This window comes from Streptomyces sp. NPDC051310 (assembly GCF_044455245.1).
Classification (GTDB): Bacteria; Actinomycetota; Actinomycetes; order Streptomycetales; family Streptomycetaceae; genus Streptomyces.
Map to the genome: position 1 here is coordinate 51,220 of NZ_JBITEO010000008.1, position 12,308 is coordinate 63,527.

11 protein-coding genes are annotated in these 12,308 nt (G+C 76.0%); 6 read left to right on the forward strand and 5 right to left on the reverse strand.

Annotated elements, in window-relative coordinates; genetic code table 11:
• The first annotated feature begins 495 nt into the window (after positions 1-495).
• Together ACIA79_RS13870 and ACIA79_RS13875 are read left to right on the forward strand one after the other, a co-directional pair.
• Positions 496-1,710, forward strand: coding sequence for an aminotransferase class I/II-fold pyridoxal phosphate-dependent enzyme (locus ACIA79_RS13870; RefSeq protein WP_399428636.1), 1,215 nt, complete (start codon positions 496-498; stop codon positions 1,708-1,710).
• A 13-nt stretch (positions 1,711-1,723) separates the two neighbouring features.
• Entirely contained in the window at positions 1,724-2,839 is a 1,116-nt protein-coding gene (locus tag ACIA79_RS13875; protein WP_399428446.1) for an MBL fold metallo-hydrolase, read from the forward strand.
• A 41-nt stretch (positions 2,840-2,880) separates the two neighbouring features.
• On the opposite strand, the gene ACIA79_RS13880 is transcribed toward ACIA79_RS13875, so the two are convergent.
• A complete protein-coding gene (locus ACIA79_RS13880; protein WP_399428447.1) occupies positions 2,881-3,501 on the reverse strand; it encodes a DedA family protein in 621 nt (206 codons plus the stop codon).
• Positions 3,491-4,267, reverse strand: a complete 777-nt coding sequence (locus ACIA79_RS13885; RefSeq protein ID WP_399428448.1) for an MBL fold metallo-hydrolase — start codon at positions 4,265-4,267, stop codon at positions 3,491-3,493. Before ACIA79_RS13885 ends, ACIA79_RS13880 begins: the two co-directional genes overlap by 11 nt.
• 83 nt (positions 4,268-4,350) lie before the next feature.
• Here ACIA79_RS13885 and ACIA79_RS13890 point away from each other — a divergent pair, with 83 nt between their 5' ends.
• The 3 genes from ACIA79_RS13890 (at position 4,351) to ACIA79_RS13900 (ending at position 8,576) form a co-directional block, all read left to right on the forward strand.
• Positions 4,351-4,755 (forward strand): hypothetical protein, encoded by a 405-nt coding sequence (locus ACIA79_RS13890; protein WP_399428449.1) that lies wholly within the window; start codon positions 4,351-4,353, stop codon positions 4,753-4,755.
• A gap of 242 nt (positions 4,756-4,997) precedes the next feature.
• Entirely contained in the window at positions 4,998-7,124 is a 2,127-nt protein-coding gene (locus tag ACIA79_RS13895) for a phage holin family protein (protein ID WP_399428450.1), read from the forward strand.
• A 69-nt stretch (positions 7,125-7,193) separates the two neighbouring features.
• The gene (locus ACIA79_RS13900) at positions 7,194-8,576 is read left to right on the forward strand and encodes an amino acid permease (protein ID WP_399428451.1); all 1,383 of its coding nucleotides are present in this window, start codon (positions 7,194-7,196) and stop codon (positions 8,574-8,576) included.
• A gap of 220 nt (positions 8,577-8,796) precedes the next feature.
• On the opposite strand, the gene ACIA79_RS13905 is transcribed toward ACIA79_RS13900, so the two are convergent.
• Entirely contained in the window at positions 8,797-9,618 is an 822-nt protein-coding gene (locus ACIA79_RS13905) for a helix-turn-helix domain-containing protein (RefSeq protein ID WP_399428452.1), read from the reverse strand.
• A 61-nt stretch (positions 9,619-9,679) separates the two neighbouring features.
• Here ACIA79_RS13905 and ACIA79_RS13910 point away from each other — a divergent pair, with 61 nt between their 5' ends.
• A complete protein-coding gene (locus ACIA79_RS13910) occupies positions 9,680-10,051 on the forward strand; it encodes a hypothetical protein (protein ID WP_399428454.1) in 372 nt (123 codons plus the stop codon).
• Between the two features lie 114 nt (positions 10,052-10,165).
• Here ACIA79_RS13910 and ACIA79_RS13915 read toward each other — a convergent pair whose 3' ends face one another.
• Both ACIA79_RS13915 and ACIA79_RS13920 read right to left on the reverse strand, forming a co-directional pair.
• Complete coding sequence (locus ACIA79_RS13915; protein WP_399428455.1) at positions 10,166-11,086, reverse strand: LysR substrate-binding domain-containing protein; 921 nt, start codon at positions 11,084-11,086, stop codon at positions 10,166-10,168.
• On the reverse strand, positions 11,083-12,264 hold the full coding sequence (locus ACIA79_RS13920) for a glycine C-acetyltransferase (protein WP_399428456.1): 1,182 nt from the start codon (positions 12,262-12,264) through the stop codon (positions 11,083-11,085). The genes ACIA79_RS13915 and ACIA79_RS13920 overlap by 4 nt, the downstream gene beginning before the upstream one ends.
• Between the last annotated feature and the right edge of the window lie 44 nt (positions 12,265-12,308).

Below are 12,308 nucleotides of genomic sequence, written 5' to 3' on the forward strand. Positions count from 1 at the left end.
GTGGGGACGGGCAGGGTCCCCTGACGCACGAGCGGCGGAGGTGACGGCATGCACGAACCGACTCCGTCCCACCGCCAGGACCACCCCGACGGCCCCGGCCCTTCGGACCGCCCCGGCCCTTCGGACCGCCCCGGCCCTTCGGACCGCCCCGGCCCCTCGGACCGCCCCGGCCCTTCGGACCGCCCCGGCCCTTCGGACCGCCCCGGCCCCTCGGACCGTCCTGGCCCCTCGCCCTCGGACCGCCCCGGTCCTTCGGACCGCCCTGGCCCCTCGCCTTCGGATCGTCCTGGCTCCTCGGATCGCCCCGGTCCTTCGGACCGCCCTGGCCCCTCGGTTCATCCTGGCCCCTCGGACCGCCCCGACCCCCCGGGCCATGGCGGCCACCCGCACCGCCCCGGTCACCCGGGCCACGCAAGCCGCGCGGGCCACGCAATCCACGCAATTCACGCCGACCACTCCGGCCTCGCAGGCCACCCCGGCCACCGGGACCACGAGCTGCCCGAAGGACGCGGGCCCGTGCGGTACGCGCCGGGTGCGCCCGAGGCGGGGCTGCCGGTGCTGCCCGAGCTCGCCGCCGTCCTCGCGGACGCCGCCCGCCGCGCCGGGCCCGAGCCGCCCGGGGGCGGCCCCGTCCTGCGGGACGCGGCCTGCGGCTACTGGTGGCGGCGCGGGCTGCGCTGCCACCCCGAGGACCTGGCCGCCGCCCCCGGCGCCCCCTCGCTCCTCGCCGCGGTGATCGCCGCGCACGGCGGCGACGTCCTGATGCCCCGGCCCTGCCCCGCCGGATGGGCCCCGCAGGCGCGACTGCTGGGCCGGCCCGCCTACCACGTGCCGACCCCCGCCGAATGCGGTGGCCTGCCCGATCCGTTCGCCCTGCTGGAGACCGTACGGCGGGTCCGCGCCGAAGGCGGCCACCCGGCCCTGCTGCTGCTCTCCGTCGCCGACGACCCGACGGCCACGGTCCCGCCGCCCGAACTCGTGCGCGAGACGTGCGAGGCGGCCGTCGCCGAGGGCCTGCACATCGTCAGCGACGAGACCTGGCGCGACACGCTGCACCAGCCGCACGACACCGTGCTCGTCAGCCCCGCCGAGATGTGCCCCGACGACGTCACCGTCCTGTGCGACCTCGCCGGCTCCCTCCTCCCGCCGGCCTGGCCCGCCGCCGTCGCCCGCTTCCCGTCCACCCCCGCCGGCGCCGCCCGCCGCGCCCGCGCCCTGGACCTGCTCACCGCGCTCGGGGCCCACGTGGCCGGGCCCGTCGCGGTGGCCGCCGCCCACGCGCTCGGCGAGCCGGAGCCGGTCACCGCCCGCGCCGCCGCCGCTGCCGCCCTCCACGCGCGCGTGGCCGCCGCCGCGCACCGTGCCGTCCTGGCCGCCGGCGCCCTCGCCCTGCCGCCCGCGGCCGGACGCCACCTCTACGCCGACCTCGGCCCCCTGCGCGGTCCCCTCGCCGAGCGGGGCGTCACCGACTCGATGGAACTGGAGGAGTACCTCTCCACCCGGCTCGGCGCGCCCGCGCCCGGCGGGCACCGGTTCGGCGACGAACTCGGCGCCCTGCGCGTACGGCTCGCGACCGGACCCCTGCTCGGCGCCGGCCCCGACGAGCGCGCGGAGTCGCTCACCGCGGAGCACCCTCTGGAACTCCCGCACGTCGCGCGGGCGTTGCAGGCGTTCGGATCCGCTTTTCAGGAACTCCAAGAACCACGGTGAACGGAGTGCGCAGATGACGGAACAGACGTCACCCGCCGGGTGGACGGCCCCCTCCTCCCGGCGGACCGCCGCCGCGCGGACCTCCCCCTCGGGGAGCCCGCGGACCTCCACCGCCCCCGCGGGCGCCACCGCGACCACGGCGCCCCCCGGCTCCGCGGGCCCGGCCGGCGGCGCCCCGCGCCCCCTCGGTGAGGAGCGCGTCTGGCCCAGATCCTTCGCCGACCGGCTGACGGCGCCGCTGCCCGGCGTCCGGGCCTTCGCCCGCTTCGCCCGCGAGGGAGCCGTCCGCCCCGGCCCGGAAGGGCTGCGGGACATCCCGAACCTGCCGTTCGCCCCCGGCCCCCTGCCCGCCGCCGCCCCCGGCACGGTCGCCGTCACCTGGGCCGGCCACGCCAGCTGGGTCGTCCGGATCGGCGGACTCACCGTCCTCACCGACCCCGTCTGGTCCCGCCGCATCCTCGGCACCCCCGCCCGCATCACCCCCGTCGGGGTGCGCTGGGAGGACCTGCCCCGCGTCGACGCCGTGGTGATCAGCCACAACCACTACGACCACCTCGACGCCCCCACGCTCAAACGACTCCCGCGCGACACCCCGGTCTTCGTCCCCGCCGGCCTCGCCCGCTGGTTCCGCCGCCGGGAGTTCACCCGCGTCACCGAGCTCGACTGGTGGGAGGCCGCCGAACTGGAGGGCGTCCGCTTCGACTTCGTACCGTCGCACCACTGGTCCAAGCGCTCCCTCACCGACACGTGCCGCTCCCTGTGGGGCGGCTGGATCCTCACCGACCCGCACGGCCTGCGCGTCCACTTCGCGGGGGACACCGGCTACGGCCACTGGTTCGGCGAGATCGGCCGCCGCCACCCCGGCATCGACCTCACGCTGCTCCCCATCGGCGCGTACGACCCCCGCTGGTGGCTCCGCGACGTCCACACGGACCCCGAGGAAGCGGTCCAGGCCTTCCTGGACCTCGGTGCGCACGCCATGGCCCCCATGCACTGGGCGACGTTCGTCCTGTCCTCCGAACCGGTCATGGAGCCCCTGACCCGCCTCCACGCCGCCTGGGAGGCGGCGGGCCTGCCCCGCGACCGCCTCTGGGACCTGCCGGTGGGCGGGTCGCGCACCTTCTCCTAGGCAGGAGGCGGGGTGGCCGGGGCGCCCCGGCGCACCGGTGGTCAGGCCGTGTGGCGGCGGCGCATCCGCCGCCACGCGCCGGGCACCGCGCTGATCAGCAGGGTCAGCGCGACCGCGGCCAGCACGCCCTGCCACGGGCGGGCGAACAGCGAGCCGCCGAGGATGCCGATCAGCTGGTACGTCGCCGCCCACGCCAGGCAGGCCGGCACGTCACCGCGCAGGAAGCGGCCCAGGCGCATCCCGGAGAGCAGGCACGCCAGCATGACCGGTATCCGGCCCGCCGGCACCAGTCGCGACAGCACCAGCACCGACACGCGGTGCGTGCGCAGCTTCTCCTGGGCCTGTTCCAGCCGGTCCGGCGTCGCCCGGTCGCGCAGCGCCGCCAGCCAGCGCGAGCCGTTCTCGGAGTGCACCCCCCGCTGACCCAGCCAGTACAGGGCGGCGTCCCCGGTGAACGCCGCGCCCGCCGCCAGCACGAACACCGCGAGCAGCGCGAGCGGCGCCGTCTGGTGGAAGGCCACCACGGCCGCCGAGCTGACGATCGCCCCGGTCGGCAGCACCGGCACCAGCGCACCCAGCGCCACCAGCAGGAACAGCGACGGGTATCCGACCGCCTGCTGGGTGGACTCGGGCGGCAGCCGCCCCACCACCTCACCGATCACCGGTCACCTCCGGCCGCACCCGCTCGCCGTGCCCGAGCCGGTGCACCACCACCCGGGGCGCGATCCGCGCCGCCTGCCGCACGAACTCGTCGCCCGGCGCGTGGAACTCGTGCGGCCGCACCGCGTCCATCCCGATCGGCCAGTACGTGCCGTAGTGCACCGGCACGGCGGCGCGCGGCGCGAGCGCGGCGAGGACCTGCGCCGCGCGCCGGGCGTCCAGGTGCCCGTGGCCCAGGTACGGTCCCCAGCCCCCCACCGGCAGCAGGGCCAGCTCCACCTCGCCCACGGCGTCCGCCATCCCGTCGAACAGCCCCGTGTCCCCGGCGAAGTAGGTGCGTGCCGTGCCGCGGACGACGTACCCCAGGGCGGGGGAGCGGTGCGGACCCCACGGCAGCCGGCGCCCGTCGTGCGCCGCCGGCACCGCACGGACGACGACCCCGCCGACCTTCAGCTCGTCGCCGGGCTCCACCTCCGTGATGCGCAGCGGCCCGGCCAGCCGCCGCAGCCCCGCCACCGCGCGCAGGGCGCCCCGCGGCACGACCAAGCGCGTGCCCGGCGCCAGCCGCGCCAGCGACGGCGGGTGCAGGTGGTCGGCGTGCAGGTGCGACACGAGCGCCACGTCCGCCCGCGCGGCCTCCGCCGGCGGCAGCGCCCCGCGCCTGCGGCGCAGATGCGCCAGGCGCGGCGCGAACAGCGGGTCGGTCAGCACCCGTACGCCGGAGTCCTCGACCGTACAGGTGGCATGACCCCACCAGGTGACCTCCACGGCACACACCCTCCTCCCGCGCTGCTCCTCCGAGCGTAGATGCGCACCTCCTCGCGCGGAGGGGTCCGGAGTAGGGTCGGCCCATGGACGACGTACGCGTGGCGGCGATCGCCAGCCTGACGCCGCTCGAGGAGCTCGACGCCGACCCGTTCCTGGTCGACACCCGCAGCCAGCACGCGATGTGCGAGCGGTGGGCCGCCGACCAGGGCTATGTCGTCATCCGGCAGTTGCTCTTCTACGGGCTGCGGCCCGATCACCGGATGCTCTGGGCGGACGTCGAGGCCGGCGCCGTCGACCTGTTCGTCGCCCCCAACCACCGGGTGCTGGAACGGGCCGTGACCTCCGCCCGCGACTTCACCGCGGAATGCGAGCGCCGGGGCGTGCGGCTGGAGACCGCGGGCCTGGACGAGCCGGCGTACGACTCCGCGATGAAGGCCCACGTCCACCGCAGGCTCTCCATGCCGACGGCCGGATACGACGGCTGCTGACCGCCGCCGGTCCGCCGTCCGTCCGTCGCCCGTCGGTCCGCCGTCCCTTCGCCGCCCCTCCACCGCCCGCCCATCCGCTGTCCGTCCGTCCGCAGTCGGTCCGCCGTCCACCGTGCCGCCCGCCGTACCGTCCGCGGGCCGCAGGCCGCGACGACTGCGGCACATCCGCCCCGGGCATGCCACCGGTGTGTGCCAGGCTGGATGCCGGGCTCGGGATCCGCAACGGTGAAAGGCTGACGGTCGTGGTCGAGGGGCGATGGCGCGGGGCCGTCGGTGCCCTGCTGCGGATCACGGTCGTATGGGCGGTGTCCACCCTCACGCTGCTCGCGCTCGCCGGCCTGCTGCCCGACGTCCAGCTCCAGTCCGACGACGGCGACAGCATCACCCGCACCGCCGTCACCGCCGCCTGGGGCGCCGGGGCCTTCGGTCTGCTCGGTGCGCTCGTGTGGCCGCTGGCCGTCCGCGCGCTGCTGCTCGTCCCCGCCCTCGTCCTCGGTCTGCTCGCGTTCTTCCTCAACGGCTCGCTGCTGCTCGTCGCGCTGTGGCTCATCCCCGACGGCCGGGGCGAGGCCGACCCGCGGGACGCCGTCGTGGTCGCCGCCATGATGTCCGCCGTCGCCTCCGCCACCTCCACCGCCCTCGCCGTGCGCGACGACAACGCCTACCGCCGCCGCCTGCGCCGGCTCTCCGGACGGCGCCGCGGCGCCACGGCCCGGCCCGGCCCCGGAAGTCCGCCCGGCACGGTCTTCCTCCAGCTCGACGGCGTGGGCCACCGGGTGCTGCGGGACGCCGTGGCCGAGGGCCTCATGCCGACCGTCGCCGCCTGGCTGGGCTCCACCCACCGCCTCACCCCCTGGTACACCGACTGGTCGAGCCAGACCGGCGCCGCCCAGCTCGGCATCCTGCACGGCTCCAGCCACGACGTGCCCGCCTTCCGCTGGTACGAGAAGGACACCGGCCGGCTGATGGTGTGCAACCGCCCCGCCGCCGCCGCGGAACTGCAGCGCCGCGCCGTCGAGCGGACCGGCCACGGCGGGCTGCTCACGGAGGACGGCGCGAGCCGCGGCAACCTCTTCGGCGGCGGCGCCGGCCAACTCGCCCTCGTCCTGTCGGTCTCCGCACGCCGCGGCCACCGCACCCGCTCCCGCGCCGGCTACTTCGCCTACTTCCGCGACCCCGCCAACGCCGTCCGCACCGCCCTGTCGTACGTGGCGGAGGTGTGCCGGGAGATCGGCCAGTCCACCCGGGCCCGCCTCCGCGGCGACACACCCCGGGTCGGCCGCGGCGGGCTGTACCCGTTCATCCGCGCCTTCGCCACCGTCGTGGAGCGGGACGTCGTCGTGGCCGCCGTGATGGGCGACATGCTGTCCGGCCGCACCGCCGTGTACGCCGACCTCGTCGCGTACGACGAGGTGGCCCACCACTCGGGGCCCCACAGCCGTGACGCGGCCAAGGTGCTGGAGCGGCTCGACCGGTCCATCGCCCTGATGGCGAAGGTCGCCGAGCACGCGCCCCGCCCGTACCGGATCGTGCTCCTCTCCGACCACGGCCAGAGCCCCGGCGAGACCTTCGAGGGCGCCTACGGGCTGACGCTCAGGGATCTGGTCCGGGCCGGGTGCGGCCTGCCCGTGCCGCGCCGCGCCCGGCACACCCGCAGCGGCGCCGAAGCGCGCGGCGCGCTGCGCAGCGCCGTGCACCTGCCGGTGGAGGAGGGCCGCGAGGAGCGTCCGGCACGCGGCTCGGGCCCGATCGTTCTGGCCTCGGGGAACCTGGGGCTGGTCTCGTTCCCCGACGTGCCCTACCGGATGTCCCGCGAGGAGATCGAGCGCCGCCACCCCGGCCTGCTGCGCACCCTCGCCGACCACCCGGGCATCGGCTTCCTGCTGGTCCGCAGCGAGGCGCACGGCTCGGTGGTGCTCGGCGCCGGGGGGCAGGAGACGCCGGTGGACGAGCTCGCCGACGGCGAGGGACCCATCGCCGCTTACGGGCCGGGCGCGGCCGACGCGATACGCCGTACGGACTCCTTCCCGCACGTCGCGGACATCATGGTGAACTCCGTGTACGACCCGGCGACCGGCCGCGTGCACGCCTTCGAGGAGCAGATCGGCTCGCACGGCGGCCTCGGGGGCGAGCAGTCGCACGCCTTCCTCCTCTCCCCGCTGAGCCTGTCCCCGCCGGTGGCGGACGGCGGCCGCCCGGCCGGCGCGGAGGAGGTCCACCGGGTGCTCGCCCGCTGGCTGCGCGAGTCGCAGGGGCCGCAGGTCCCGCTCGGTCCTGCCCCGGCCGCCGTGCAGGAATCCCCGCCGCGCCCCCGGCCGGAAGGAGTATTTCCGGTTCCCGGCGGGCTCGCGCCGGACAAAAGCGGGTGATTTGGCGCGCCGCTCTCCGTCACGGAGCATGGTCGTGGTTTTCACGGAGAAAGGCGCATCGCACCCCCCATGGCCACGGTCACGACCCCCTCTCACCAGCAAAAGCAAGGCCCTTCCGTCGAGGAAGGGCGGTCGCAGGACAAGCACGCGCGCCGGTTCGGCCTCCCGGTCGCCACCGCGCTGGTCATGGGCAACATCATCGGCGGCGGAATCTTCCTGCTCCCGGCGTCCGTCGCCCCCTACGGCACCATCAGCCTGGTCGCCTTCGCCCTCCTCACGGCCGGCGCCATCGCCCTCGCGCTCGTGTTCGGCCGCCTCGCCCGGCGCCACCCCCGCACCGGCGGACCCTACGTCTACGCCCGCGAGGCCTTCGGCGACTTCGCCGGCTTCCTCGCCGCCTGGTCGTACTGGATCACCACCTGGGTCTCCAACGCCGCACTCGCCGTCGCCGCCGTCGGCTACCTCGACGTCCTGGTCCCGGTGCACACCTCCATCGCCTCGACGATCGCCGCGGCACTGTTCCTCCAGTGGCTGCCCGCGCTCGCCAACCTGGCCGGGACGCGCTACGTCGGCGCCGTCCAGCTCGTCGCGACCGTCCTCAAGTTCGTGCCGCTGCTGCTCGTCGCCGTCGGAGGGCTGTTCTTCTTCGACAGCGGCAACCTCGGACCGTTCCAGGCCGGTGACTCCGGGGCCGTCGGCGCTGTCTCCGCCTCCGCCGCGATCCTCCTCTTCAGCTACCTGGGCGTCGAGTCGGCCGCCGTCAGCGCGGGCGAGGTCCGCGACCCCGAGCGCAACGTCGGCCGTGCGACCATCCTGGGCACCCTGGGCGCCGCCGTGATCTACCTGCTCGGCACGCTCTCGGTCTTCGGCACTGTCCCGCACGACACCCTCATCGCCTCCGACGCCCCCTTCTCCGACGCCGTCAACACCATGTTCGGAGGCACCTGGGGCGGCACCGCCGTCGCCTGCATGGCCGTCGTCTCCATGGCCGGCGCCCTCAACGGCTGGACGCTGCTCAGCGCCCAGACCCCGTACGCCGCGGCCCAGGACGGGCTGTTCCCCCGGGTCTTCGCCCGCAGGAAGCGCGGCGTGCCGACGGCAGGCGTCCTCGTCACCGTCGTCCTCGCCTCGCTGCTGACGGTGTACAACTACACGGCCGGCCCGGGTGGCGTCTTCGAGATCCTGGTCCTCGTCACCACGTTCACGGCGACGGTCCCGTACCTCCTGTCCACCGCCGCGCAGATCTACTTCCTCGCCTCCGGCCGGGCCGACCGCGTCCACCGCGGCCGTCTGGTCCGCGACGCCCTGCTCGCCGCCCTCGCGGCCGGCTTCTCCCTCTGGCTGGTCGCCGGCTCCGGTTACGCGGCCGTCTACCAGGGCGTGCTGTTCCTCTTCGCGGGCGTCCTGGTGTACGCGTGGATGTCGGCCCGCAAGGAGCGCGCGGCGCGCTGACGCACGGGCGCGCCGACCGGTGCGCGCGCCGGCCCCGGTGGGGCGGCGGCCTGGTGGCGCGTGCCCTTGGGGCACGGGACCGGTCGAGACGGCACCCCGCGGCACGCTGCCCCTGGGGTACGGGACCGGTCGAGGCGGGGCCCGGCGGCGCCAGGCTCCTGAGGCACGGGACCGGTCGAGGTGGGGCTCCGCGGCGCGGGACCGGCCCGCGCCGGGGCGCTCAGCCGAAGCACTCCCGCTCCCCGCGCGCCGGCACCAGGCAGACCCGCGCGCCCGACGCCCCGGGGCCGTCGGCCGCGGCCATCGGCGTGGCGACGTAGGTCCCCACGCCCTGCCGGCCGGTCGCGGCGAGGCGCTGCGTCCGGCCGTCCGGCATCCGCAACTCCACGCGGTCGCCGGGCCTGAGGCCCGAGGCGCGCACCCACACCGCCCGGCAGTCCTCGCCCCGCCGCAGCTCCATGCGCTGTCCGGCCGCGCCGGTGCGGGCGGCGACGGTGGAGACCATTCCGGTGCCGCCGCACCCCATCGTCTTCGGGTCCTTGCCCTCGCACGTCACGCCCGTGCAGCCGGGGTTGCGGATGGCCGCCTCGCCGGTGCCCAAGCCGCCCGCGGGGGAGTCGTCACCCCGGGGCGCCAGGATCAGCGCGCCCAGGCCGAGCAGCACCACCGCGCCGGCCGCGGCCGCTGCCCGCCCCCGCCGGCGCAGCGGCACCGGTCCGGCGCCCGCGCGCGCCGGGTGCCGGGCCGGCGGCGGGCCGCCGTGGCACGCGGGGGCGGCCACCCGCCGGACGGGCCCGGGCGGCGCGGGCCGGCCGCTCCACGCAGCGTCGGCCAGCTCCCACAGCGCCAGGAGCCGGCCGGGTGGTTCCCCCGCCATCGCGCACAGCGCCTCGACGGCCTGGCGCGGCACCGGCTGCTTGCCGTTGAGGTAACGCTGGGCGAGCTCCTCCACCGCCCGGCGCGGCACCGGCTGCTTGCCGTTGAGGTAGCGCTCCCAGGACGAGCGGCTGCAGCCGGTGCGGCCCGCGAGCCCCCGGCCCACCCAACGGAGGGAAAACGACCATGAACCTGCGCAGGAGCCCGCGCTCTCCACGGCGACCGTGATGCTCGGCGGCGGCCTCGCCCTGGGCGCCGCCCCGGCCGTCTCCGCCGCTCCGGCGGCCCCGGCCCCGGCCGCCGCCAAGGCGAGCTGGACCAACGTCTGGAACGCCGGCATCAGCGGGGACCACCTCAAGAGCCACGGCAAGAAGTGGGTCTCGCAGGGCTACAAGCTGCCCCGCGGCACCAACATGACGCGCGGCGTCTTCACCTGCTGGGGCGGCGGCAACGCCAAGCTGAAGGTGCTGATCCTGGACACCGGCAAGTCCACCACCAAGAAGCACTACGCGACCATCGCGTACAAGCGCGGCCAGACCGTGGAGCTCGTCCTCAACGGCTCGAAGGACACCCGCGTGGAGGCGTGGGCCGGCCGCTGACCCGACCGGGGGACCGGTAGGCGGCAGCACACGGGGGGTAGCCCGTTCCCGACCCACATGCGGGAACGGGCCACGCGTGCGCCGCGAACCGCGGACCCCGCGGTCCGGGCCCGGTCAGACCTCCGGCGCCGACAGGCCGGCCGCCGCGCCGGCCAGCGCGTCCAGGACCGGGCGGATGAGCGGATGGTCCTCCGCGCCGCGACGGACCGCCGCGAAGACGCGGCGGAACGCCGCCGGGCCCGCCACCGGACGCACCACCACGTCCTTGAGCTCCATGCCCCGCAGGGCCGACCGCGGCACCAGAGCCACCCCCGCGCCGGCGCCCGCCAGGGCGACCACCGCGCGGAAGTCGTCGGAGGAGTGCACGAGCCGCGGGTCGAAGCCCGCCAGCTCGCAGGCGAGCAGCACCATGTCGTGGCACGGGTTGCCCGGGTACGGCCCGATCCAGTCGCTTCCGGCGAGCGCCGCCAGCGGCACCTCGGGCTCCTGCCCCAGCGGGTGCCCCGCGTGCAGCACCGCGTCGAACGGCTCCGCGTACAGCGGCACGCGCGCCAGCCGCCGGTCGCCCTCGCGCGGCGCGCCCCGGTACTCCACGGCCAGCGCCACATCCGCCTCGCCGTCCAGGACCAGCGGCAGCGACTCGTCGCCCTCGGCGTCCCGCACCCGTACCCGTATGCCGGGGTGCAGCTCGGCGAGCCGTCCGATCGCGGGCGCCAGGACCTCCGCGATCCCGGTGGCGAAGGCGGCCACCGTCACGTCGCCGGACGTCCCGCCCGCGTACGCCGCGAGCTCCGCCTCCGCCCGTTCGAGCTGGGCCAGCACCTCGTTGGCGTGCTCCAGCAGGATCTCGCCGGCCGCGGTGAGCCGCACGCCCTTGCCGCTGCGCGTCAGCAGGGTGTGCCCCGTCTCCTGCTCCAGCGCGGCCAGCTGCTGGGAGACGGCGGACGGGGTCAGGTACAGCGCCGCGGCCGCGGCGGTCACCGTACGGTGGTCCGCCGCGGCGCGCAGGATGCGCAGCCGCCGGGGGTCGATCACCCAGCCATTGTCGCTCGTGCGTCGACGAACGCGGCCACCGCCCGCTCCACGTCCCGGGCGGAGTGCGCCGCCGACAGCTGCACCCGGATCCGGGCCTGCCCCATCGGCACCACGGGGTACGAGAAGCCGATCACGTACACGCCCCGCTCCAGCAGCAGCTCGGCCATCCGGCCCGCCTCCGCGGCGTCACCGATCATCACCGGCGCGATCGGGTGGTCGCCGGGCAGGATCTCGAAGCCCGCCTCCGTCATTTTCGTCCGGAACAGCTTGGTGTTGGCGTCCAGCCGCTCCCGCAGCTCACCGGCGGACTCCAGCAGGTCCAGCACCTTCAGCGACGCCGCGGTGATCACCGGCGCGAGGGAGTTGGAGAAGAGGTACGGGCGCGAGCGCTGGCGCAGCAGCGCGACGATCTCCGCGCGCGCCGCCACGTACCCCCCGGACGCGCCGCCCAGCGCCTTGCCGAGCGTGCCGGTGATGATGTCGACGCGGTCCATCACGCCGTGCAGTTCGGGCGTGCCGCGCCCGCCCGGCCCCACGAACCCGACCGCGTGCGAGTCGTCGACCATCACCATCGCGTCGTACCGGTCGGCGAGGTCGCAGATCTCCGGCAGCGGCGCGACGTACCCGTCCATCGAGAAGACGCCGTCGGTGACGATGAGCCGGCGCCGCGCGTCCTGCGTCTCCTGGAGCTGCTTCTCCAACTCGGCCATGTCCCGGTTCGCGTACCGGTGGCGGCGGGCCTTGGACAGCCGGATGCCGTCGATGATCGAGGCGTGGTTGAGGGCGTCGGAGATGACCGCGTCCTCGGGGCCGAGCAGCGTCTCGAAGACGCCGCCGTTGGCGTCGAAGCAGGAGGAGTACAGGATCGTGTCCTCCTGGCCGAGGAACGCCGACAACCGCTGCTCCAGCTCCTTGTGGATCTCCTGGGTACCGCAGATGAAGCGGACCGAGGCCATGCCGTAGCCCCAGCGGTCCAGGGCTTCCTTGGCGGCGGCGACCACCTCGGGGTGGTCGGCCAGGCCCAGGTAGTTGTTGGCGCAGAAGTTCAGCACGTCACCGGAGGGGACGGACACCTTCGCGCTCTGCGGGGTGCCGATGACCCGCTCCGGCTTGAAGAGCCCGGCGTCCCGGATCTCGTCGAGGGTGGCGCGCAGCTCGTCGCGGACGGACGCGTACATGAGGGGTGCTCCTTAGAGAGGTCACTGCGGTGCGGGGCGGACCG